The following is a 22731-nucleotide window of genomic DNA, read 5'->3' as shown; positions in this document are numbered from 1 at the left end:
TCTTCGATGGTCGACCGACAGCGTCCGCGGAAATGGTGGGAAACCTTCCGCCACGTGGCATTCACCGGCACGGACACCCCGCCGACGCGCTCGGCGGGGCTGCGCACCCTGCGCCGCGTCGCTCTCACCGGATTCGGCCTATGGGCGGGTTTCCTCACCTTCGCGATCGTTTCCGCACCGCCCGCGGTGAAGACGTTCAACGTCGTCCTCAGCGTGCTGCCCTGTCTGCTCGCGATCCGTTCACCGCTGTGGGGCTGGCGGGTGCTGCTCGTGGGCATCGTGCTGACGCCGCCGACGCTGCCGCAGATGGTCCAATTCTGGAGCTGGCCGTGGTCTCCCGGCCTCGCGCTCGCCGCCGCTGTCGTCTTCTACCTCGTCGGGGTGGGCAACGACCAGCGGGAACTGACCTGCGTGGCGCTGATCTCGTTCGCCGTCATGGCGCCCTTCTTGCGCGATTGGCGGGACGGGGCGTTGCTCGCGGTGCTGGCCGGCGCGCTCTTCTTCCTCGGTAACACCGTCCGCCAGCGCCGTCTCGCCGACGAAGCCCGTGTCGCGCAGCAAGACCGCCGGATCGCCGAGGAAAGACGGGCGGCGGTGCTGGAAGAACGCGCCGTCATCGCGCGCGAGCTGCACGACGTGGTCGCCCATCACATGTCCGTCCTCGCGTTGCGGGCGGATTCGGCACGATTCCGCTTCGCCGGTCCCGGCAAGGCCGACGTCGACGACGGCGTGTGGCGCGAGTTCGCCGACCTCGCCGGGACGGCCCGCGAAGGGCTGACCGAACTGCGCAGACTGCTCGGTGTCCTCCGTTCGGAGGACCGCGAGGTCCTCATCGCCCCGCAGCCGGGGCTGGCGATGGTTTCCGAACTCGTCGAGCGGGTCCGGGCCGTCGGCACCCCGTGCGAGCTCGACGTCGGCGGCGACCTGGACGCCGTCCCCGCCGGGGTCGCGCTGTCGGTCTGCCGGATCGTGCAGGAGGCGCTCAGCAACGCGATCCGGCACGCTCCCGGCGCGCCGGTGTCCGTCGAACTCGTGACCGGCCCGCGGTCGATCCGGCTGGTGATCGAGAACGGGCCAGGGGAGCGGCCGCTGCGAACCGGGCAGACCGGCACCGGTCACGGGCTGCTGGGAATGCGGGAGCGGGCCGCTATGCTCGCGGCGGATCTCGAGGCGCGGGTGAGACCGGACGGTGGTTTCCGGGTCGCGCTGACGGTTCCACTCGACGACGGGGGGCGTTCGGAACCGTGATCACGGTGGTCATCGCCGACGACCAGACCATGGTCCGGCAGAGTTTCCGCGCCGTGCTCGACGCGCAGGACGACATCCGGGTGGTCGGCGAGGCGCCCGACGGGGCCGCCGCCGTCGCCCTCTGCGCCGAACTGGCACCGGACGTGGTGCTGATGGACGTCCGCATGCCTGGGCTGGACGGGCTCGAAGCGACCAGGCGCATCGTGGAGAGGTGGCACGAGATCCGCGTGCTGATGCTCACCACCTTCGACATCGACGAGTACGTGTTCGGCGGACTGCGGGCGGGTGCCAGCGGCTTCCTGCTGAAGGACGCTCCGCTGGACGACCTGGTCACGGCCGTCAGGGTGGTCGCCGCGGGCAACGCGCTCTTCGCGCCGGCGATCACCAAACGGCTGGTCGGTGAGTTCACCCGGACCCACGCCGCCGCGCAGGCGGGCAACACCCGGGTGGCGGACCTGACCGCGCGGGAAACCGACGTGCTCCGCCTGATCGCGCGCGGCCTGTCCAACGCCGAGATCGCCGGAGCGCTGGTGATCGCGGAACAGACCGCGAAATCCCATGTCAGCAGGGTCTTCACCAAACTCGGCGTCCGTGACCGCGCCCAAGCCGTCGTGGTCGCCTACGAGGCAGGGCTCATCGTGCCGGGCAGCGACTCCTAGTACCGGAGTACGGGTTCGCCGTCCGGCGGTACCCGGGTAGCGGGGACAAGACGGTTCCGCCGGGCGATGTGCCGCGGCCTCGAAACGGAGATCGTTTCACCCATGGTTCGGATCAACGCCCTGACCGCGGTCGGCACCGCGGTCACCGTGCTCGTCGCGATCGCGTTCGTCTGGTGGCTTTCGGACATCCCGCTGGGGGTCGACTCGGCCGTCTACCGCGCCGGTGGGTCCGCCGTGCTCCACGGGGAGCCGCTGTACGCACACCTGACGGCATTACCCGACTGGGCGCCGGAACTCCCGTTCACCTATCCGCCGTTCGCCGCGCTGCTCTTCGTCCCGCTGACCGCGCTGCCGGCACACGTGTGCTGGGGGCTGCTGGCGATCGCGGCGGCACCTTCGCTCTATGTCGCGCTCCGGCCTTTCACCGAGCGCGCATACGTCCCGCTCCTGCTGCTCGGCGCCTTCGCGCTGCAACCTGTATGGCAGACGATCGGGCTCGGCCAGGTCAATCTTCTCCTGATGGCCGTCGTGGTCGCGGATGTGCTGCTGCGCGAATCGCGTTTCCGCGGAATCGGGATCGGACTCGCGGCGGCGGTCAAACTGATCCCGCTGATCTTCATCGTCCACCTCCTGCTCGTCCGGCGGATCGCCGACGCGGCCCGCGCCTTGGCCGCCTTCCTCGGCGCGACGACACTCGCGTTCGTCCTGCTGCCGAAGGATTCCCTGCGCTACTGGACGTCCGCGATCTTCAACAGTCACTTCGCGGAGATGAAAGGCTGGGTGGGAAACCAGTCGTGGCAAGGATTCATCGCACGTACGCTGCCGGAGGGCAGCATCGCGACAGTGCTGATCGGCTGCTTCGGGGTCCTCTGCGCGGTGGTGATGATGTGGCTCGTCCGACGTCTCCACCGCGCGGGCGACGACCCCGCCGCCCTGCTGGTGACGGCCGGCTGCGCCTTGCTGGTCAGCCCGATCTCGTGGACGCACCATTGGGTTTGGGTGGTGCCCGCACTCGGCTACCTGTGCGCCAGGCGGCCGGCGATGGGCATTGCCGCCGTCGTGTTCACGGGCTGGACCGTCGCCGTGGTTCCCGGTGGAGGCGGCGCCGAACGAACGTGGAACTTCGGCCAAGCCGTCGTCGGCAACGCCTACCTGATCGCGGCGCTCGCCCTGATCTTCGTGCTCTACCGCCGGCTATCCGATGTGGACAGCGAGACCGCCGTTTCGGCCGTGGCGCGGGGGAGATGATCGTGCTCACCCTGAAGACCTGTGCCTTCGTACCCCTGACGGACAAGGCCGTGCCCTTGCAGCGCAGCACGTCGTCGCGGGCACGGCTGGTGGCGGTCGGTAACTGAATCGGGGTGACACGTCGGCTGCACCCGGGCTGCACCTACGATCAAAGCCCACCGACGGCATCCGGAAATCCGGGATAAGACCGTTGGTGGGCTTCGATTCGGAACTGTGCGCCATCAGGGACTCGAACCCCGAACCCGCTGGTTAAGAGCCAGCTGCTCTGCCAATTGAGCTAATGGCGCCTGCTTGTTCCGCCGCTTTGGTGTTCCCCTCGGCGACGTGGAAAACATTAACACAGGGTTGCTGGGGCCCGTTTCAGGGGGGTCCCCTAACGACGGGCCGGGACGTATTCGGCCATCCGGCCGCGAGCGTTGCGGCCGGTCAGGCAGACTATAGCCAGACGTTGGGGTTGGTACCACGCGAAACGGGCGGTGTGCATGAGGGTCTGGGGAGCGACGGGGCGGTCGCGGGTGGCTGTGGTGGCATTGGTGGCCGGGTTCACACTGGCCGCGTGCAGCAGTACACCGTCGGGTGAATCGCCGTCGCAGGGTGGTGCTCCTGGGGGTTCGCAGCAGAGTGCCGCGCCCGCGCCGGAGCCGAAGCCGGCCGTGATGACGCTGACCCCGGCACAGGGTGCGGCGAACGTGGCGCCCGGCGAGCCGGTCACGGTGGCCGTGGCCGACGGCAAGGTCGGCGAGGTCAAACTGACCGGCGCCGACGGCAAGGTCGTCGCGGGCAAGCCGAAGGAAGACGGTACGGGCTGGGAGTCGGCGGAACCGCTCGGCTACGGCAAGACCTACACCGTCACCGCGGCCGCGACCGGGACCGATGGCAAGCCGGTCACCGCGACCTCGACGTTCTCCACCGCCAAGCCTGGCCGCCAGATCGGCGTCTCGATCAACCTGGTCGAAGGCGAGACGGTCGGCGTCGGCCTGCCGTTGATCTTCACCTTCACCGGCAACGTGCCGGACAAGGCGGCGACCGAGAAGGCGTTGAAGATCGTCACCGAGCCGCAGGCCGAGGGCGCGTTCCACTGGTTCGGCGAGAAGACCGTGATGTGGCGGCCCAAGGAGTACTTCAAGCCGGGCACGAAGATCTCGGTCAACGCGGCGATCTACGGGAAGAACCTCGGCAACAACACCTTCGGCCGCGAGGACAAGCCCGCCAAGGTGGTCGTCGGGGACAAGCTGGTCGCGACCGCGGACGGTGGCACGCACCAGATGAAGGTCGTGGTGAACGACCAAGAGGTCAAGCAGATGCCGATCTCGATGGGCAAGCCGTCGAGCAGCACCCCGGCCGGGACCTACACGGTGATGAGCGAGCACAACGGGTACACGATGGACTCCAGCACGTACGGCGTCCCGACGGACAGCAAGGCCGGCTACCGGACGTTCGTGAAGTACGCGGTGCGAATGTCGAACAGCGGCATCTTCTACCACTCGGCACCGTGGTCGGTCGGTTCTCAGGGCAAGCGGAACGTGAGCCACGGCTGCATCAACCTGTCGACGGAGAACGCGAAGTGGCTGATGGACACTTCGAAGAAGGGTGACATCATCACGGTCACCAACTCGGGGCCGCAGGTGCTCGAGCCGACCGACGGCTGGTCGGTGTGGCAGATGTCCTGGGACGACTGGAAGACCGGCGGCGACCGGAACTGACCCACTGCCATGAGGGGTCCCCTTAGGACGGAATACGTCCTAAGGGGACCCCTCATGGCGTTCCGGGCTCGGGTGTCCCGTTGAGGGTGTCCCAGGTCTTCTCTGGATCACGGACGCGTCTTTGCTACTCGAGCTCGGCGAGGTACTTCTGAGACTGGGCCTTGGTGCAGTTCGGGTAGCCGGGCTCGCAGCGCCACGGTGACTTCTTGGCCGATGTGGTCGGCTTGGGCGGGCTCACCGTCACGGTCGTGACGGGTGTCGACGTCATCGCCGGTGCCGGTATCTGGTTCGGCGGAGAGGCGCTGCGCAAATCCGCCCGGACGATCGCCCCTCACGGCACCGATCTGATGGAGGTCCGGGGACTCGGCCCCGAAAAAAGGCGAAACCCCAGCCCGTTAGAAGGGGCCGAGGGCCCCGAACAGACTGGGGTGATGGGGTGAGCGACGGGTTTCGAACCCGCGACCTCCTGGACCACAACCAGGTGCTCTACCAGCTGAGCTACGCCCACCATCGCCGGGCTCGGGGAGCTCCCCATCACCTCGGCCGCACTATATTAGCGTGCCCGTTTCAGGGGCTCGCAACGGGTTACCCTTCGTGGCGTTCCTGCACTTCAGCGGCCGCGGCCTTGGCCTGTTCGGTGGTCGGGCCGGGCTGCGGGACGAAGGCGACGCGACGGTAGTAGTCGAGCTCCCCGATGGATTCCCTGATGTCGGCGAGCGCGCGGTGCGCGAGGCCCTTCTCGGGCTTGGCGTAGTAGATCCGCGGGTACCAGCGCCGGACGAGTTCCTTCACCGACGAGACGTCGACCATGCGGTAGTGCAGGTGCGCGTCGAGGAGGGGCATATCGCGGGTGATGAAGCCGCGGTCGGTGGCGATGGAGTTGCCGGCGAGCGGGGCGACGTTCGCCTCGGGCACGTGCGCGCGGATGTACTCGAGCACGCGCTGCTCGGCTTCTTCCATGGTCACGGTGGAGCGCCGGACCTCTTCGGTGAGGCCGGAGTGGGCGTGCATCTCGCGGACGACCTCCGGCATGCCGTCGAGAGCTTCGTCGTCGGCGTGGATGACGATGTCGACGCCTTCGCCGAGGACGTTGAGCTCGGCGTCGGTCACCAGCGCGGCGATTTCGATCAACGCGTCCTTGCCGAGGTCGAGCCCCGTCATCTCGCAGTCGATCCAGACTAGGCGGTCGTTCACCCCGGAACCCTAACCCGACCCGGGGATTCGTGACGCGCGACGTGCGGGTTCGGCGCGTTGCTGGCAGCGTGTGCATCCTCAGGTGAGTCATGTCACAGACCAGGGAGCGACAGTGGTCGAACAAGGTCCAGCCCAGGAGATCGCGCAGGGGTACGTGAGCGAGGGCGCGGCGGTCGAGCTCGGCGCGGTCATGATCGACGGCAAGGCCGACGCCGGCGCCGCGGTCCGCCTGCCGCTGGCGACGCTGAACCGGCACGGGCTGGTCGCGGGCGCGACCGGCACCGGCAAGACGAAGACCCTGCAGCTGATCGCCGAACAGCTGTCGGCCGCGGGAGTGCCGGTGGTGCTGGCGGACGTGAAGGGTGACCTGTCGGGGCTCGCCGCGCAGGGCGAGAGCAACGACAAGATCGCCAAGCGCGCGGAAGAACTGGGTGACTCCTGGGAGCCCGCCGCCTTCCCCGTGCAGTTCCTGTCGCTGGGCACGGGTGGGAAGGGGTCGCCGATCCGGGCGACGATCACGAGTTTCGGCCCGATCCTGCTGTCGAAGGTCCTGGGGCTCAACGAAACCCAGGAGTCGACGCTCGGCCTGATCTTCCACTGGGCCGATCAGCGCGGGCTGGCGCTGCTGGACACGAAGGACCTCCGCTCGGTCATCACGCACCTGACGAGTGACGAGGGCAAGGAGGACCTCAAGGGCATCGGCGGCGTCTCGGCCGCGACGGCCGGGGTGATCCTCCGCGCGCTGTCCAATCTGGAGGCTCAGGGCGGCGAGGACTTCTTCGGCGAGCCCGAGCTGGACGTCCACGATCTGATGCGCGAGGTCGACGGCAAGGCGATCGTGACCTTGCTGGAACTGGACAACCTCCAGTCGAAGCCCGCGCTGTTCTCGACCTTCCTCATGTGGCTGCTGGCCGAGTTGTTCGAGGAGCTGCCCGAGGAGGGCGACCTCGACAAGCCGAAGCTGGTGTTCTTCTTCGACGAGGCACATCTGCTGTTCAACGACGCGTCGAAGGCGTTCCTGGAGCGCATCGAGCAGACCGTGAAGCTGATCCGGTCGAAGGGTGTCGGCGTGTTCTTCTGCACGCAACTCCCGACGGACATCCCGAACAACGTCCTGTCCCAGCTGGGCGCGCGGGTGCAGCACGCGTTGCGCGCGTTCACGCCCGAGGATCAGGCGGCGCTGACGAAGACGGTGAAGACGTATCCGAAGACGAAGCACTACGAGCTGGACTCGGCGCTGACGTCGCTCGGTATCGGCGAAGCGATCGTCACCGTGCTTTCCGAGCGGGGTGCGCCGACGCCGGTCGCGTGGACCCGCCTGCGTGCTCCGCGTTCGAAGATGGGCTCCATCGGCGCCGAAGCCATCACAGCGGCGACGACGTCTTCGGACCTGCACGCGAAGTACTCCGAGACGATCGACCGTGAGTCGGCCTACGAGAAGCTCGCCGCGAAGGTGGCCGCGCCGCCCGCCGGTGAGGCTGCTCCGGAGGCGCCGGCTCCGAAACCGGAGACGGAAGGCCCCGGCATGGTCGAGCAGGCGATGAAGAACCCGGCGGTGAAGTCGTTCCTCCGCTCGGCGGCGAGCGCGCTGGGACGGGAGATCACCCGTGGTCTCTTCGGGAACCGGAGGCGGTGAGGAAAACCTGACGGGATCTGTCAGGTATGTCCGGCAGGGTCAGCGGCATGACCAACACCGCGACAGCGTCGTTCACCGTGGACGGCTGGGATCCGCAAGCCACCGAGAAGGCCGAAGGCACCGAGTTCTCACGGGTGCTGCTGACCAAGACGTTCACCGGTGACGTCGAAGGGGCCAGCGCCGTGGAGATGCTGACCGCGGTGAACGAGACGTCGTCGGCGTACGTCGCCTTCGAGCGGCTGGCCGTCTCCGTCGACGGGCGCAAGGGCGGCTTCGTCCTGCATCACTCGGCGGGGGAGAACGGGCACCACCTGATCGTCTTGCCGGGCTCCGGTCACGGTGAGCTGGCAGGCATCACCGGAACGGCGGAGATCGTCCAGGACGACGAGGGCAACCACACCTTCACCCTCAGCTACGAACTCTGAACGCGTGTGAAGGACTCCTTCCCCCGGAGGAGTCCTTCACACGCTCACCGGCTGGGCCGCCCCCTGACGCGGTCCAGACGGCCGGGTCAGCCGACGATCTGCTCGACGATCTTCTTCGCGTCGTTGATGGGGATCGCGAAACCGATGCCGATGCTGCCCGTCGAGGCCGGGTTGTACAGCGCCGAGTTGATGCCGATGACGTTCCCCTGCGCGTCCACCAGCGCCCCGCCCGAGTTGCCCTGGTTGATCGGGGCGTCGGTCTGGATCGCGGTGTAGCTCGGCCCGGCTTCGTTCGTGGTCCTGCTGTAGGGCGAGCGCCGCTCCTGGCCGCTGCTCAACTCGTCGAGCTTGCGGTTCAGCGCGCTCACGATCCCGGTGGTCACGGTGTTCTGCAGTCCGCCGGGCGAGCCGATCGCGACGACTTGCTGGCCGACGGCGAGCTTGCTCGAGTCGCCGAGCGAAGCCGGCGTCAGGCCGCTCGCGTCCTTCGCCTGGAGCACGGCGATGTCGGCCTTCGTGTCGGCGCCGACCACGCTCGCCTTGTACTGCTTGCCGTCCGACAGGGTGACGGTCACGTCGCCCTCGGCGTCGGCGACCACGTGGGCGTTGGTGAGGATGCGCCCGTCCGCAGTCAGGATGACGCCGGAGCCGACCGCCTCGCCCTGCGCGGTGGTCACGTTCACCTGGACGACACTCGGCGTCACCTTCGCGGCGACCCCGCTGACGTCACCCGAAGTGTTGTTCCCGACCAGTTGCCCGTTGGCGACCGCGGACGAACCCGTGCCCGACGCCGACGACGCGGTGCCGAGCCCCGTGATCGCCGCTCCGCCGACACCGCCGACGAGTGCGGCGGCGAGCGCCGTCGCGCTGACGAGGACGGCGACCCTGCCGCCCTTCTTGCGTGGTGGCGGGGTGACGAGTGGATTCGGCGCGGCCTGCCAAGGGGTGTAACCGGGGTACTGCTGCTGGTGCGGCGGCTGGTGCCCACCGATTGAGGCGGGACCTGGCCGACTCTCGTTCTCGGTCATGGAGCAAGATTCGCGCCCGTACTTGTGAACCGCCTGTGGAATCCCCCTGTGCTTTCCTGAGAAGAATTACCTGAGAACGCTCAGTCGAAGAACGCCGGGACGTCCAAAGCTCCGCCCGACGCCTCGAACTCCTCGTGTACCGCGGCGCGGAGTTTCGCGTCGGCCAGGTAGTCGACGGCGGTCAGCGCCAGCCCCAGCGCACCGTCGACGACCGCGCGATCGCCGTCCGGCGAACCGGCCGCGGCCGCGAACTCCTTGGTGTGCAAGGCGGTCGTCGGTCCGGCGATGGCGATCATCGGGTGGATCGCGGGCATCCGGTAGGAGAGGTTGCCGAGATCCGTCGAGCCGGTGAGGAATTCGGGCACGATACCGGGCGGCAACGGTTTGCGGCCGGCGTCGACCTGGTGCACCGACCAGCGGCCGGCGAGGGTGGAGTTGAACCGGATCGGCAGATACGCGGGCTGGGCGTCCCACAGCAGTTCGACTCCGCAGCCGGTCATTTCCGCCGCACCGCGCGCGATCGCCGAAACCCGCTCGGCGAGGTCGCGCAGCGTGTCCGGCTGCGCGGAGCGGAGATAGAACAGCAGGGCCGCGCGTTCGGGGACGACGTTCGGCCGCGCGCCGCCGTCGGTGAAGACCCCATGGACGCGGTCGCTGGAAGGCAGATGCTGCCGAAGCGCCGCGACTCCCTGGTACGCGGCGACGGCGGCGTCGAGCGCGTTGCGGCCCATGAACGGCTGAGCCGAGGCGTGCGCGCCGACACCGTGGAAGACCATTTCCAGCTGCCGCCTGCCGAGGAACGGGTGCATGGCGATGTCGTGGCTGAACGGATGCAGCATGACCACGGCGTCGACGTCGTCGAAAACGCCCGCGCGGGCCATCGTCTCCTTGCCACCGCCGCCTTCCTCCGCCGGCGTGCCGATCAGCGAGACCCGGCCGCCCAGCCGTTCGGCGACCGCCGCCGCGCCGAGGAAGCCGCCCGCGCCCGCGGTGCAGATGACGTTGTGCCCGCAGCCGTGGCCGAGCCTGGGAAGCGCGTCGTATTCGGAGAGGACCGCGATATGCGGCCCGCTGCCGGGGGTGGTCGCGACCAAGGCGGTGTCGAGGCCGCCCGCGCCGATCGTCACCTCGTGGCCGTGCCGCTCGAGCAGGTCGCCGAGCGCGCGGACCGAGCGGTGTTCGGCGAAACCTTCTTCTGGATGAGCGTGCAGGTCTTGGCTCAGCCCCACCAATTCCGCCGCCAGCGCGCGGATGTCGGCGCTTACGGCGTCTCGTGTGGCGGCGTCCGCGCCGTCATGGGGCGAACCGAGGGGTTCGGCCGCGGCGACGGCGTCCGCGGTCGCGTCGACCAGCGAGCGGAGGTAGCCGTCGTCGGGAGGAATCGGCGAAGCGTGCTCAGAGCGGATCATTTCCGGATGTTAACTCCTAGCTCGCCCGTGACGATCTGCGTGACACCGGAGTACCGCTCTTCGACGTGGTCGAAACCGCGCTGGAACAGCTTGCTCGCGATCTCGCCGCGGTCGAACATCCGCTGCCCGCTCAGCCTGCCGAGGACGGTGTCCGCGAGCCGCATCGGCTGATCGCTGTGCCGGGCACTGGTCAGCATCACCAGCGAGCCACCGGGTTTCAGCACACGGGCGAACGAATCCAGCGCCGCGTCCGGATCGGCGAACATGTGCAGCGCGGCGAAGCAGCAGACGGCGTCCACAGTGGAATCGTCGAGCGGCAGGTCGACGGCGTCGGCGCGCAGATAGGTCACCGAAGGGGGATTGGGCGCGGCGAGCGCCTTCTCCAGCATGGTGACCGAACCGTCGAGCCCGATCGACAGGCCGTCCGGCCCGACCGCTTCGCCGAAGGCACGGGTGAACCGGCCGGTGCCGCAGGCGACGTCCAGCGCGACCTGACCGGCGCGCAGGCCGAGCGCTTCGATCGCGATGCGGACCTCGTCCGCCATCGTCGGGCCGTTCAGTCCTTTCGCGACCCTGCCCAGCGCCGGGCGCCAGTGCCGCTCGTAGATCATCGGCACGGCGGAGGTGCGCATCAGCCGCTGCGCGAGTCCGGTCGGCGGCCCCGCCTGCGGGATTTCTCCCAGCAGGTCAAGGAAACCCTTCCCGGTGGTGGTGGGCGTGGTGCCCGGCCGCAGCAGGCTTTCGAGACGTTCGCGATGGTCCGGCATGGCTGCTCCCTTCACGGTCCTCACCGGAGAATCTGCCATGACCGGTCCGTTCGCGACATTCCCGCCGCCGCGACCCGAAACTGTCGGTGGCCGTCTCTAACGTCGGAGGGAGTCGCCGTTCCCCAGCCGAAGGAGCACGAAATGACCGGCTCGATCCTGCAGCACACCGCCACGACCACGCTCCGCATCCCGGTGCGCGGCCCGTTCGACCTCGACAAGTCCATCCGTTTCCTGACCGATTTCCCGCCCGCGTGCCGCGCGGACGCGGCCGCCGAACCCGGCACCCTGCGCTTCGCCTTTCCCGTCGAAGCGGGCTGGGAGCATGTCGGTGCGGCCGTCAGACAGAGATCGCCCGGTTCGATCGAGGTGGAGGTCTTCGCCGAAGAGGGGCTCGCCGTCGAAGTCGGCGCCCAGGTCCGGCGGATCCTGTCGGTGGATGTCGACGGCGTCGGCTTCGCCAAGATCGGCACGGCGGATCCCGTGGTGCGCCGCCTCCAGCAGGCGCACCCCGGCCTGCGGCCGGTGCTGTTCCATTCGCCCTATGAAGCGGCCTGCTGGGCGATCCTGAGCCACCGGGCGCGGATGTCCCAGGCCGCCACGGTGAAACGACGGCTCGCCGAGGAATTCGGCAGGCCGGTGGACGTCGGAGGGAAGGTCCTCAGGTCGTTCCCGGCGCCGGACGTACTGGCCGGGCCGGAGGTAGGGCGCGGCCTGCCGGAGGTGAAGGCCGAGCGGTTGCGCGCGGTGGCCAACGCCGCCAAGGACGGTCTGCTCGACGCCGCGTACCTGCGCGCGATGCCGGTGCCGGACGCGTTGCGCTGGTTGCAGCGCTTGCCTGGGATCGGCCCGTTCTCGGCACAGCTGATCCTGATCCGTGGTGCCGGGCATCCGGACGTCTTCCCCAGTGGCGAGCCCCGGTTACAGGAGGCCATGCGGGCCGCGTACGACCTGCCGATGGCGCCACCCGAGGAGTTGGAGGAGTTGTCTGCGGTATGGCGGCCGTTCCGCAGCTGGGTGGCTTTCGCCCTGCGCAACGACGGGAGTTTCGCACGCGCGGGATCGGGAGTTCGATGACCGCCTGACACGGGACATATCCGGCTTGTGGTGAGCTGGTGAGGTGAGCTCGTCTCCCGCCGAAACGGTTTCCGACATCGCCCAGTCCACCCCGCCCGGCACGATCACCCTGGTCACCGGTGGTCTCGCGCTGCTCGTGGTGCTCTCAGGCAGGCCTTGGCGGATCGCCCGCAACCTGATCACGCTCGTCCACGAGGCGGGTCACGCGCTGGCGGCGGTGCTGGTCGGCCGTCGGCTGCAGGGCATCAAGCTGCACTCGGACACCTCTGGAGTCACGGTCTCCCGTGGCAAACCGGAGGGCCCGGGGATGGCGTTCACCGCGCTGGCCGGGTACCCGGCGGCCGCGGTGCTCGGGCTGGTGTTCGCGGGGCTGCTCTCGTCGGACCTGATCACCGTCGTGCTGATCATGATGGCGTTGATGCTGCTGGGCGTGCTGGTGATGGTGCGCAACACCTACGGCGTGTTCACCGTGGTCGCCAGCTCGGTGGTGCTCGGGCTGGTCGCGCTGGTGGCGCCCTCGTGGTTCCAGGCGATCTTCGTCTACCTGCTGACCTGGTTCCTGCTGTTCGGCGGTGTTCGGCCGGTGGTCGAGCTCCAGATCAAGCGGCGCCGGGGAGCGGCGCGGGATTCCGACGCCGATCAGCTCGGCAGGCTCACCGGGATGCCCGCGGTGCTGTGGGTGCTGGTGATGGCCGTGCTGACGGTGAGCTGTCTCTTCGCGGGCGGGTTGTGGCTGCTGGAGCCGACCGTCGCCTGACCGGGGCGGTACGGCAGACTGATGGCTCGTTCCGCGCGGAAGGAGTCAGCAGATGGACGAGGTCGCCAAGGCCGTCGAGGAATGCGCTCGATCGGCGAAACGGGCCGCGCCGTCGCTGGCCGCCGCCACCGCGGAGGCGATCGACGCCGCGCTGAACGCCATGGCGGACAAGCTGGTCGAGCACGCCGACGTCGTGCTCGAAGCGAACCAGGCCGACATCGCCAAGGCACGCGAGGACGGCATGAGCGCGGGCCTGCTCGACAGGCTCACCATCACGCCCGAGCGGCTGACCGGCATGGCCGAACAGCTCCGTCTCCTGGCGGGCGCCCCGCATCAGGAGCGCTCCGTCGATGTGTCCACTTTGGACGGAGGGCTGCGGCTGGTGGAGCGTCGCCGCCCGGTCGGCGTGATCGGCGCGAACTACGAAGCGCGCCCGAACGTCACGGTGGACGTCGCCTCGCAGCTGGTGAAGTCGCGCAACGGTGGCGTGCTCCGCACGGGTTCCGCCGCGCTCGGCTCGGCCCAGCGTCTGCGCGAGACCGTGATCGCGCCCGCGCTCTCCGAGGCGGGAATCGACCCGGACGTCATCCAGCTGGTGCCGCGCGCCGAGCGTGAAGCGGCGTCCGCGCTGGTCCGTTTCCCCGAGCTCGTGCCGCTGGTCATCCTGCGTGGCAGCGGTGACAGCACCCGGGCACTGGCCACCGAGGCGGCCGTTCACGGCGTCCGCACGCTGGCGCACGCCGACGGCGGCGGCGTGCTGTACGTCGACGAAGCGGCCGACACCGACAAGGTGCGCGACCTGGTCTTCAACAGCCTCGACCGGCTCGGCGTCTGCAACCGGCTGAACCTGCTGCTGATCCACGAGAACGCCCACGACCGCGTCTGGCCCGGCATCTCCGGCGCGCTGGCCGAACGCGGCGTCACGCCCTCGCTCGCCCCGCACGAGCACGCCATCGGCTACGAATGGGCGCTCGACTCGGACCGCGAAGCGACCGTCACCGTCGCGAAGGTCTCCGGCCTGCCCGAAGCGGCGGAGATCGCCAACGAGCGGACCTCCGGCCTGGCCGCCGGCATCGCGACCGAGAGCAGCGAAGCCGCCGACGCGTTCTTCGACGCGTACACCGGCACCGGCGTCTTCTGGAACGCCCCGACCCGGCTGCTCGACGGCTTCAAGCTCCTCGCCGTCCCCGAGACCGGCATCAACCTGGACAAGGTCCCCGGCCCGCGTGGTCCGGTCACCTACACCGACCTCTACGTGCGCCAGTACGCCGTGCTGCCCGCCTGACGCGCGGTGGTCGTGAGTGGCGATTCGTGTTCTAACCCGAATCGTCACTCACGACCCGCGGGAGTGGTAGCAAAGGTCCCTTGCTCCCCGGCAGGGGATCAGCGCCGCCGCCGCTTGGACCGAGGCCGAGGAGGCATCGAGTCCGCGGTGGCGTCCTCGACCTCGTCCGAAGCAGGCGTCGGGTCCGGAGTGGCGTCGCCCAGCCCCAGCATCTCCGCGGCGAGCTGTTGCGAAGACGCGAACATGCCCGAAGGCCGGTCCCGCGCCCGGCGCAGGGACGAAGGCCTCAGCCGGTTGTAGCCCCGCACCGAAACCGGCCGCCGCGAGCGGACCTCGTACTGCGGGAACCCCGAAAGCTCGCCGGCGAGTTCCTTGTCGACCAGGATGGTGCCCGGCCGCGCGGTCGAGGTGAGGCGGGCGGCGAGGTTCACGACCGAGCCGTAGACGTCGCCGAACCGGCTGAGGATCCGGCCCGAAGCCAGCCCCGCGCGCACGGAGGGCAAGGTCTCGTCGGCATCGGCGCGTGCGGACAGGGTAAGGGCGATCTCGGCCCCGTCGACGGCGGAATCGGCGACGAACAGGACCTCGTCGCCGATCATCTTCACGATCCGCCCGTGGTGATCCGCGACCACCTCGGTGGCGACGGATTCGAACCGGTCGAGGATGTCGGTCAGCTCTTCTTCGTCGACCTGCCTGGTCAGCCGGGTGTAGCCGACCATGTCGACGAAGCCGACCACCTCGGTCCTCGCTTCGAGGTCTTCGTCCGGCAGTGCCAGCGCCCGGCCCGCGTAGGCGGCCAGGTGGCGGCGCCAGACGAATTCCTGCACCTTCTCCAGCTCGGGCAGCAGCCGCTCGACGAGCCGCCCGATCTGGCGTTCGCTGCTGCCGATCTCCTTGTTCTCGGTGATCATCGTCCACAGCATGTGGACCTGCCATTCCGCGAGACGCGAAAGGTGCTGGCCCAGCGCGCGTGTCACGGCCAGCTCGATGCTCGGGTCGATCAGCCCCGAGTTCATCAGCTGATCGGCCGTGCGGATCGCTTCGATGTCGGCGTCGGTGAAGACGACCTCGTCGTCGTCGACCGTCGCGAAGCCCAGCGCACGCCAAAGGCGCCGAGAGCGTTCCTCGGGAACGCCTGCCTTCTCGGCGACTTCGAGCCGGGTGTACTTGCGCCTTCCGCCGAGCAGGATCCGTTCGAGGCGCTGTTGCAGCGCGTCGGGCGAGATCTCGCCGGGTTCGGGCATCAGGTGGTGTGGACGATGAGCACGTCCACCCCGGACTTCCGCGCGACCTCGGACGGCACGGAACCCAGGATGCGGCCCGCGAGCGTGTTCAGCCCGCGGTTGCCGACCACCAGCAGGTCCGCGGAGCGCTCGGAGACGACCTTGCGCAGTGAGTCGACCGGGTCGCCGACGACCGCGGCGGTCTCGATGCTCTTCGCGCCGGCCTTCGCCGCCCGGTCACGGGCGGACAGGAGGGTGTCCTCGGCCGGGGCCGAGCCCACCACCTGGTACGCCTCGTCACCGAGGACGTCCTGTGCCTTCTCCACGTCGCCCTTGGTGGCCGGGTAGTAGGCGCACACGATGACCAGGGTCGCTCCGGAGTCCCCGGCGACACCCGCCGCCCGGTCGACCGCGGCGAACGAGGAATCCGATCCGTCCGTGCCCACGACCACGGTCCGATATGCAGCCATCCGCAACCTCCACCGATCTGACAGCCCGCACGTGCGCGCGAGCAGCGACGATAACCGCTCGTCGGCGGCCTCGCAGGCCGCCGTGAGCACGGTCGGGTGAAAAGGTTACTCGCCAGTCGGTTTCTGCGCTGCCGCAGGTCGCGGTGAAGGCTTCGCGCCGGATGTGGCCTTCGGCACATCGGCCGTCCGGAGCTGCACGGTGGCTTCCGCGTCGGGCGACGGCTTCGCCTTCAGGTCCGCCGGGACATGCGGTTCGTCGCCGAGCACGTGCGTCGCCTCGGCGAGCGCGGCCCGCGCGGAGCGGACCTGCTCGGCCAGGCTGGAGCGCACCTTGCGGAGCGCTTCGACCCGTTCGGTGGCCTGTGTGATCCGCCGGTTGGACTCTTCGGTGGCCTGCCGGACGCGGCGGCGTGCCTCGTCGGCCGCCTCGGCGAGCCGGGCGTTGGCCTCGGTGATCGAGTCCTGCTTGCGCTTGTTGGCGTCGGCGACGGACTCGCGCTGACGGCGCTCGATGTCGGCCTTGGCCGCCGTCTCCTCTTCGAGCACCTTCGCGCGGATGGCGGCGGCGTCCTCGGTGGCCTCGCGGACGCGGCGGGCCGCCTCGGCCTTGCTCGCGGCCTCCTGCTCGGCCAGCGCGTGCATGGCCTCGGTGCGCCGCGACGCCATCGCGATCTCGAAGTCCTCTTCGACCTGCGTGCGGCGCTGCTGCGCCTCGGCGTCGAGCTTGTCGCGCTCGGCCTTCGCCTTGTCGGTGATGTCCTTCGCCTCGGCGCGAGCCTTCTCCAGCACGCCGCGGTGCTCGGCCTCCATCTCCTTGCGACGGAGGTCGAGCTCGTTGAGCAGCTGCTCGTAGCGGGCCCGCATGGCGCTCGCGTCGGTCTCCGCCTTGGCGCGGATGTGCCCGGCTTCGGCTTCCGCGCGCGCCTTGGTGTCGGCGGCCTCGTCCTGCGCGAGCCGCAACATGCGCTGCAGGCGCTCGGAAAGGCCTTCGACACTCGTCGGCGGCTGGGCGAGCCTGTCGACCTGCCCGCGCAGGTCCGCGATCTCGCCGCGCGCGATCTCCAGCTGCCGTGCCAGGTCGCCCGCCTGTCCGATGGCGGCATCGCGATCGGCGGTGAGCATCTTCAGATCGGCGTCCAGCCGTTCGAGATGTTCGTCGACCTGCGCACGGCTGTAACCGCGCTTCGCCACGTCGAAGCCGGCTCCCAGCGGCACTAGCTCCCGTTCCTCGCCAAGGCTCATCCTTCTACCGTAGTCGAGCTGGAGTCACGGAAGGGTGAGCACCCACGCAACGCGCGGCGAAACCACGGTTCGGCGCGCTAAACGTTCCGGAAAGCGTTGATCCCGTCGATGTGCTTTTCGCGCAGCTCGTGGTTCCGGACACCCAGACCTTCTTCCGGCGCAAGGGCGAGCACGCCGACCTTGCCCTGATGCGCGTTGCGGTGGACGTCCAGCGCGGCCTGCCCGGTGTCCTCGAGCGAGTAGGTCTTCGACAGCGTCGGGTGGATCAGACCTTTCGCGATCAGCCGGTTCGCCTCCCACGATTCGCGGTAGTTGGCGAAGTGGCTGCCGATGATCCGCTTCAGGTTCATCCAGAGGTAGCGGTTGTCGAACTGGTGCATGTAGCCGGAAGTCGACGCGCACGTGACGATCGTGCCGCCCTTGCGCGCGGCGTAGACGGACGCGCCGAAGGTTTCGCGGCCCGGGTGCTCGAAGACGATGTCCGGGTCCTCGCCGCCGGTCAGCTCGCGGATCTTCTTGCCGAACCGCTGCCACTCCTTCGGGTCCTGGTTGTGCTCGTCCTTCCAGAACTTGTAGCCCTCGGCGTTGCGGTCGATGATCAGCTCCGCGCCGAGCTTCCGGCAGATCTCCGCCTTTTCGGGGCTGGAGACCACGCACACCGGGATCGCGCCGCCGTTGAGCGCGTACTGCGTCGCGTAGGAGCCGAGGCCGCCCGAAGCGCCCCAAATCAGCACGACGTCGCCCTGCTTCATGTCGGCGCCGTTGCGCGAGACGAGCTGGCGGTAGGCCGTGGAATTCACCAGGCCGGGGGAGGCGGCTTCCTCCCAGGTGAGGTGTCCCGGCTTGGGCATCAGCTGATTCGCCTTCACGAGCGCGATCTCCGCGAGCCCGCCGAAGTTCGTCTCGAAACCCCAGATCCGCTGCTCGGTGTCGAGCATCGTGTCGTTGTGCCCGTCCGGGCCCTCGAGTTCGACGTTGAGGCAGTGCGCGACGACCTCGTCGCCCGGCTTCCAGTTGTGCACGCCGGGCCCGGTGCGCAGCACGACGCCGGACAGGTCCGAGCCGACGACGTGATAAGGCAGGTCGTGGCGCTTCGACAGCGGCGAGAGCCGCCCATAGCGCTCCAGGAACTTGAACGTCGAGACCGGTTCGAAGATCGAGGTCCAGACGGTGTTGTAGTTGATCGCGCTCGCCATGACCGCGACCAGCGCCTCGCCGGGGCCGAGTTCCGGCGTCGGGACCTCGTCGACATGCAGGGACTTGCGCGGGTCCTTGTCGCGGCTTTCGAGGCCTTCGAACATGCCGGCCTCGTCCTTGTGCACGGTCACCCCGCGATAGGACTCCGGCACGTCGAGCGACGCCACGGCGCCGAGGTCATCGTTCAGAATGGCCTGCTGGATCTCGCCGAGCTGCGACATCGGAACCTCCGCGAATGGGGTGGTGGACGGCGTGTGGCGCCACTGCGCCGATGTGGCCTCACCGGCAAAGAGTGGTTCGCCCAAATTACTCATGGGTAACCAGGTCCACAACTGTACGAGACGTGGAGCACGTACACATCCCGAAGTGTTATCGACCGGTCTTGACCGGCCGGCCAACCAAGCGGACCATGGGCTGTGGAGATCTCTCCGACCTGCAGGTTCAGCCGATTTTCGGAGGTGAGCACGCATGAACGAACCCACGACGCGCCCTTGGACCCGTCCCCATGACTGGGCGGAGGTGGTCATCGGTGTCGTGGTCGCGCTTTCACCCCTCTGGATGACCACGGACAACACCGCCATGTGGACGCTCGTCATTCTCGGCGCGCTGGTCGCCCTAGACGGTTTCGCGTCGCTTGCGATGCCTGGCATGGTCTACGGCGAAGGCATTCAGATCGTCCTGGGCGCGCTGCTGTTCATTTCGCCCTGGGTGATGGGATACGCCGACTTCATGGGCGCGTCCTGGACCGCTTGGATCGGCGGCGTCCTGACCGTGGTGGCCGGGGCGGCGGCGATGCCGATCGCCCAGGCGACGCACCGGACGGCGGGGCAGCACTGACCCAGGAGGAAACGGCGTGAAAGAGGATTCGGCGAAACAGCGCATCCTGCGGGCCGCGGAGGCGCTCTTCGCCGAATCCGGTTTCGACGCCACGCCCACTTCGCGGATCGCGGAGCGGGCGGGCGTGCCGAAAGGCTTGGTGCACTACTACTTCCGGCGTAAGTCGGATCTGCTGGCCGCGCTGGTCGCCGAACTGCCCGACGCCCGGATCGAACCGGCCGTCGTGGTCGTCCCCGGCGACCTCGCGGGCAGTCTTCGCGGCCTCGTCGTCGAACTGGACAGGCGGTTCAACCGGTCCTTGGCGCTGTCACACCTGTTGTGGCGCGAGGCCGACACGCACCGCGCGGTCCGCGACGCGCTGGCCGAACGCTTCCAGCAACTCGTCCGGCAGGTGAAGGCCGTGATCGTCGCCGCGACGGGCGGCAAGGTCGCCATCGCCGACGTCGATTCGGCGTCGGGACTGCTCGCGCGGGCGGTCAGCCACCGTCACGCGACAGCACGGCACACCGAGGACGGGGACCCCGCCGAGATCGACCGCGAGGTCCTCTTCATCGCCTCAGCGTTGACGCGGGGTCAGTGACCGTCTTTCGCGGGCTCGACCAGTTCCACGAGCACACCGCCGGCGTCCTTGGGGTGCACGAAGTTCACCCGGCTGTTGGATGTCCCCCGCTTCGCCTCGTCGTAGAGCAGCCGCAGTCCCTGCGCGCGCAGCGCCGCGGCGGCAGCGTCCACATCGGACACTCGATACGCCAGCTGCTGCAGCCCGGGGCCGCTCTTCGCGAGGAACTTGCCGATCGCGGAATCGTCGCGCAGCGGCGCGAGGAGCTGGATCGCGGTCTCGGTCCCCGCGGTGCCCGGCGCGCGCAGCATCGCCTCGCGGACGCCCTGCTCCTCGTTGACCTCCTCGTGCGCGACCTCCAGGCCGAAATGCTCGGTGTGGAAGGCGATCGCGGCGTCGAGGTCGGGTACCGCGATGCCGACGTGGTCGATGGCGGTCACGAACGTTTTCAGCGCCTGGTTCATGCAGAGCAGGATAGGTGCGCGAGCGAGTGGACCGGCGTGCGCCGCCTCACACTGGCTCCATCAAGAGACCCGCGACCCGGGTATGGTCGCGAAGACCCCCTTTGCCCTTGCGCCGATGCTTGGAGGACGCCGTGTCCGGTTCCGTGATCCTGGGTGCCGCCCGTACACCGATCGGGCGATTGCTCGGTTCCCTGAAGGATTTCTCGGGCGCGCAACTCGGCGGATTCGCCATCAAGGCGGCGCTGGAGCAGGCCGGCGTCTCGCCGGACGCGGTCCAGTACACGATCATGGGCCAGGTGCTCACCGCGGGCGCCGGCCAGATCCCGGCCCGTCAGGCCGCGGTCGCCGCCGGTATCCCGATGAGCGTCCCGGCGCTGACCATCAACAAGGTCTGCCTCTCCGGCCTCGACGCCATCGCGCTGGCCGACCAGCTCATCCGCGCGGGTGAGTTCGACCTGATCGTGGCGGGCGGCCAGGAGTCGATGACCCAGTCGCCGCACCTGCTGCCGAAGTCCCGCGCGGGCTTCAAGTACGGCGACACCACGCTCGTCGACCACATGGCGTACGACGGCCTGTTCTGCGCCTTCGACCAGGTCGCCATGGGCTCGTCGACGGAGAAGTACAACAGCCGCTACGGCATCACCCGTGAGCAGCAGGACGAGTTCTCCGCGCGGTCGCACCAGCGCGCCGCCGCCGCCATCGCCGAGGGCCGGTTCAACGTCGAGATCGCGCCGGTGTCGATCCCGCAGCGCAAGGGCGACCCGATCGTCTTCTCGCAGGACGAGGGCGTCCGCGCCGACGCCACCGCCGAAAGCCTCGCGAAGCTGCGTCCCGCCTTCGCCTCCGACGGCACCATCACCGCAGGCTCGGCGTCGCAGATCTCCGACGGCGCGGCCGCGGTCATCGTCGCGAGCAAGGCCAAGGCCGAGGAACTGGGCCTGACCGCGCTCGCCGAGATCGGCGCGCACGGCGTGGTCGCCGGTCCGGACGCCAGCCTGCACGAGCAGCCGTCGAACGCGATCCTGGCCGCGCTGGCCAAGGAGAAGCTGACCGCGGACGCGCTCGACCTCGTCGAGATCAACGAGGCGTTCGCGGCCGTCGGCCTGGTCTCGGCCGACAAGCTCGGACTCGACCCGGAGAAGGTCAACGTCGACGGCGGCGCCATCGCGCTCGGTCACCCGATCGGCGCGTCCGGCGCCCGGCTCGCCGTGCACCTGGTGCACGAACTCCGCCGTCGCGGCGGCGGGCTCGGCGCGGCCGCCCTCTGCGGCGGTGGCGGCCAGGGCGACGCGCTGCTGATCCGCGTTCCGTAAAGCCCTTGCCGGTACAGCTGGACATCGACGAACTGGTCGGTCGCGCGCGGGACGGTGTCCCCCGCGCGATCGCCCGGTTGCTGTCGCTGGTCGAGGACGCTCATCCACGGTTGCCCGAGGTCGCGGCGAAGCTGACGCCGCACACCGGCAACGCGCGGGTCGTCGGTCTGACCGGTCCGCCGGGTGTCGGTAAGTCGACATCGACGTCCGCGCTGCTCACGGCCCTGCGGGCGCGGGGCCTGCGGGTCGGGGTGCTGGCGATCGACCCGTCGTCGCCGTTCTCCGGCGGCGCGCTGCTCGGCGACCGGATCCGGATGACCGAACACGCCACCGATCCGGGCGTCTTCATCCGTTCGATGGCCACGCGCGGTCATCTCGGCGGGCTGTCGTGGGCGACGCCGCAGGCGGTCCGGGTCCTCGACGCGGCCGGGTTCGACGTCGTGCTGATCGAGACCGTCGGCGTCGGTCAGTCCGAAGTGGACGTCGTGAAACTGGCCGACACCACGGTGGTCCTGCTCGCGCCGGGGATGGGCGACGGGATCCAGGCGGCCAAGGCGGGCGTGCTGGAGATCGCGGACGTGTTCGTGGTCAACAAGGCCGACCGCGAGGGCGCGGACGCCACCGTGCACGACCTCAAGCAAATGATCTCCTTGGTGCGCAGGGAGATCCGCGGTCCGAGCTGGCGTCAGCCGATCGTGCGAACGGTGGCCTCGCGGGGCGAAGGCGTCGAGGACGTCGTCCGCGCGCTCGACGAACATCACGACTGGCTGGTCCGGCGCGACGAACTGCCCCGCCGCCGTGCGGCGCGGGCCCGGGACGAGGTCGAGGCGATCGCCGTGCAGCGGCTGCGCGCGGAACTCGTCGACCTGCGCTCCGGCGACCGGCTCACCGAATTGGCCGAACGCGTGGTCGCGCGGAAACTCGACCCGTTCGCGGCGGCCGAAGAACTCATCGGAGATCTTCGCGACTCGTGAGTGGTAAGGACGGTTCTAA

At 69.1% G+C, this 22731-nt stretch carries 23 protein-coding genes and 2 tRNA genes; 14 read left to right on the top strand and 11 right to left on the bottom strand.

Features of this window, described 5'->3' with window-relative positions:
* The first annotated feature begins 6 nt into the window (after nt 1–6).
* The 3 genes from AC069I_RS23620 to AC069I_RS23610 all read left to right on the top strand — a co-directional run bounded on the left by AC069I_RS23620 (nt 7) and on the right by AC069I_RS23610 (nt 3155).
* Complete coding sequence (locus AC069I_RS23620) at nt 7–1248, top strand: sensor histidine kinase (protein WP_478266408.1); 1242 nt, start codon at nt 7–9, stop codon at nt 1246–1248.
* Nucleotides 1245–1907 (top strand): response regulator transcription factor, encoded by a 663-nt coding sequence (locus AC069I_RS23615; protein ID WP_340683625.1) that lies wholly within the window; start codon nt 1245–1247, stop codon nt 1905–1907. The genes AC069I_RS23620 and AC069I_RS23615 overlap by 4 nt, the downstream gene beginning before the upstream one ends.
* A 102-nt stretch (nt 1908–2009) precedes the next feature.
* On the top strand, nt 2010–3155 hold the full coding sequence (locus AC069I_RS23610; protein WP_478266407.1) for a glycosyltransferase 87 family protein: 1146 nt from the start codon (nt 2010–2012) through the stop codon (nt 3153–3155).
* 214 nt (nt 3156–3369) lie between these two features.
* Here AC069I_RS23610 and AC069I_RS23605 read toward each other — a convergent pair.
* Nucleotides 3370–3442, bottom strand: a tRNA-Lys gene (locus AC069I_RS23605).
* Between the two features lie 195 nt (nt 3443–3637).
* On the opposite strand from AC069I_RS23605, the gene AC069I_RS23600 reads away from it, so the two are divergent.
* Both AC069I_RS23600 and AC069I_RS23595 read left to right on the top strand, forming a co-directional pair.
* Nucleotides 3638–4858, top strand: coding sequence for a L,D-transpeptidase (locus tag AC069I_RS23600; RefSeq protein ID WP_478228558.1), 1221 nt, complete (start codon nt 3638–3640; stop codon nt 4856–4858).
* 206 nt (nt 4859–5064) lie between these two features.
* Nucleotides 5065–5298, top strand: coding sequence for a hypothetical protein (locus AC069I_RS23595; RefSeq protein ID WP_478266406.1), 234 nt, complete (start codon nt 5065–5067; stop codon nt 5296–5298).
* Here AC069I_RS23595 and AC069I_RS23590 read toward each other — a convergent pair.
* Together AC069I_RS23590 and orn are read right to left on the bottom strand one after the other, a co-directional pair.
* Nucleotides 5291–5366 (bottom strand) — tRNA-His (locus AC069I_RS23590). The genes AC069I_RS23595 and AC069I_RS23590 overlap by 8 nt on opposite strands.
* Nucleotides 5367–5443: 77 nt before the next feature.
* Nucleotides 5444–6052 carry an oligoribonuclease gene (orn, locus tag AC069I_RS23585; RefSeq protein ID WP_478228556.1) on the bottom strand — a complete coding sequence of 203 codons (609 nt, stop codon included), beginning with the start codon at nt 6050–6052 and terminating at the stop codon, nt 5444–5446.
* A 112-nt stretch (nt 6053–6164) separates the two neighbouring features.
* Between orn and AC069I_RS23580 the strand changes: the two genes are divergently transcribed.
* Nucleotides 6165–7688, top strand: coding sequence for a helicase HerA-like domain-containing protein (locus AC069I_RS23580; RefSeq protein ID WP_478266405.1), 1524 nt, complete (start codon nt 6165–6167; stop codon nt 7686–7688).
* Nucleotides 7689–7735: 47 nt separating this feature from the next.
* Entirely contained in the window at nt 7736–8113 is a 378-nt protein-coding gene (locus AC069I_RS23575; RefSeq protein ID WP_478228554.1) for a DUF3224 domain-containing protein, read from the top strand.
* Between the two features lie 86 nt (nt 8114–8199).
* Here the strand turns inward: AC069I_RS23575 and AC069I_RS23570 are convergent, their stop codons facing one another.
* The 3 genes from AC069I_RS23570 to AC069I_RS23560 all read right to left on the bottom strand — a co-directional run bounded on the left by AC069I_RS23570 (nt 8200) and on the right by AC069I_RS23560 (nt 11317).
* The gene (locus AC069I_RS23570) at nt 8200–9141 is read right to left on the bottom strand and encodes a S1C family serine protease (protein WP_478228553.1); all 942 of its coding nucleotides are present in this window, start codon (nt 9139–9141) and stop codon (nt 8200–8202) included.
* A gap of 80 nt (nt 9142–9221) precedes the next feature.
* Nucleotides 9222–10550, bottom strand: coding sequence for a M20 family metallopeptidase (locus tag AC069I_RS23565; protein WP_478228552.1), 1329 nt, complete (start codon nt 10548–10550; stop codon nt 9222–9224).
* Nucleotides 10547–11317 (bottom strand): class I SAM-dependent methyltransferase, encoded by a 771-nt coding sequence (locus AC069I_RS23560; RefSeq protein WP_478228551.1) that lies wholly within the window; start codon nt 11315–11317, stop codon nt 10547–10549. The genes AC069I_RS23565 and AC069I_RS23560 overlap by 4 nt, the downstream gene beginning before the upstream one ends.
* A gap of 141 nt (nt 11318–11458) precedes the next feature.
* Here AC069I_RS23560 and AC069I_RS23555 point away from each other — a divergent pair, with 141 nt between their 5' ends.
* Genes AC069I_RS23555 through AC069I_RS23545 form a run of 3 tightly spaced genes read left to right on the top strand, consistent with a single transcriptional unit; the run spans nt 11459 to nt 14433 of the window.
* Entirely contained in the window at nt 11459–12391 is a 933-nt protein-coding gene (locus tag AC069I_RS23555) for a DNA-3-methyladenine glycosylase family protein (protein WP_478228550.1), read from the top strand.
* Between the two features lie 43 nt (nt 12392–12434).
* The gene (locus AC069I_RS23550; RefSeq protein WP_007031724.1) at nt 12435–13148 is read left to right on the top strand and encodes a M50 family metallopeptidase; all 714 of its coding nucleotides are present in this window, start codon (nt 12435–12437) and stop codon (nt 13146–13148) included.
* Between the two features lie 52 nt (nt 13149–13200).
* The gene (locus AC069I_RS23545; RefSeq protein ID WP_478228549.1) at nt 13201–14433 is read left to right on the top strand and encodes an aldehyde dehydrogenase family protein; all 1233 of its coding nucleotides are present in this window, start codon (nt 13201–13203) and stop codon (nt 14431–14433) included.
* Between the two features lie 98 nt (nt 14434–14531).
* On the opposite strand, the gene AC069I_RS23540 is transcribed toward AC069I_RS23545, so the two are convergent.
* The 4 genes from AC069I_RS23540 to ccrA form a co-directional block, all read right to left on the bottom strand.
* The gene (locus AC069I_RS23540) at nt 14532–15677 is read right to left on the bottom strand and encodes an adenylate/guanylate cyclase domain-containing protein (protein WP_478228548.1); all 1146 of its coding nucleotides are present in this window, start codon (nt 15675–15677) and stop codon (nt 14532–14534) included.
* A complete protein-coding gene (locus AC069I_RS23535; protein WP_478228547.1) occupies nt 15677–16126 on the bottom strand; it encodes a universal stress protein in 450 nt (149 codons plus the stop codon). Before AC069I_RS23535 ends, AC069I_RS23540 begins: the two co-directional genes overlap by 1 nt.
* Before the next feature lie 105 nt (nt 16127–16231).
* Nucleotides 16232–17368: a coiled-coil domain-containing protein gene (locus AC069I_RS23530; protein WP_340683601.1), complete on the bottom strand. Its 1137-nt coding sequence runs from the start codon at nt 17366–17368 to the stop codon at nt 16232–16234.
* A gap of 77 nt (nt 17369–17445) precedes the next feature.
* Entirely contained in the window at nt 17446–18786 is a 1341-nt protein-coding gene (ccrA, locus tag AC069I_RS23525; protein ID WP_340683600.1) for a crotonyl-CoA carboxylase/reductase, read from the bottom strand.
* Between the two features lie 247 nt (nt 18787–19033).
* On the opposite strand from ccrA, the gene AC069I_RS23520 reads away from it, so the two are divergent.
* Nucleotides 19034–19402 carry an SPW repeat protein gene (locus AC069I_RS23520; RefSeq protein ID WP_478228546.1) on the top strand — a complete coding sequence of 123 codons (369 nt, stop codon included), beginning with the start codon at nt 19034–19036 and terminating at the stop codon, nt 19400–19402.
* Between the two features lie 16 nt (nt 19403–19418).
* Complete coding sequence (locus AC069I_RS23515; RefSeq protein WP_125673592.1) at nt 19419–19982, top strand: TetR/AcrR family transcriptional regulator; 564 nt, start codon at nt 19419–19421, stop codon at nt 19980–19982.
* Here AC069I_RS23515 and mce read toward each other — a convergent pair.
* Nucleotides 19976–20425, bottom strand: coding sequence for a methylmalonyl-CoA epimerase (gene mce, locus AC069I_RS23510; protein WP_478228545.1), 450 nt, complete (start codon nt 20423–20425; stop codon nt 19976–19978). The two genes, AC069I_RS23515 and mce, sit on opposite strands and share 7 nt — an antisense overlap.
* 131 nt (nt 20426–20556) lie before the next feature.
* On the opposite strand from mce, the gene AC069I_RS23505 reads away from it, so the two are divergent.
* Together AC069I_RS23505 and meaB are read left to right on the top strand one after the other, a co-directional pair.
* Entirely contained in the window at nt 20557–21738 is a 1182-nt protein-coding gene (locus AC069I_RS23505; protein ID WP_478228544.1) for an acetyl-CoA C-acetyltransferase, read from the top strand.
* A 5-nt stretch (nt 21739–21743) separates the two neighbouring features.
* The gene (meaB, locus tag AC069I_RS23500) at nt 21744–22712 is read left to right on the top strand and encodes a methylmalonyl Co-A mutase-associated GTPase MeaB (RefSeq protein ID WP_478228543.1); all 969 of its coding nucleotides are present in this window, start codon (nt 21744–21746) and stop codon (nt 22710–22712) included.
* Nucleotides 22713–22731 lie beyond the last annotated feature (19 nt).

Source organism: Amycolatopsis sp. NPDC043885 (genome assembly GCF_056435685.1).
This window is presented reverse-complemented; position numbering and strand designations above follow the sequence as displayed.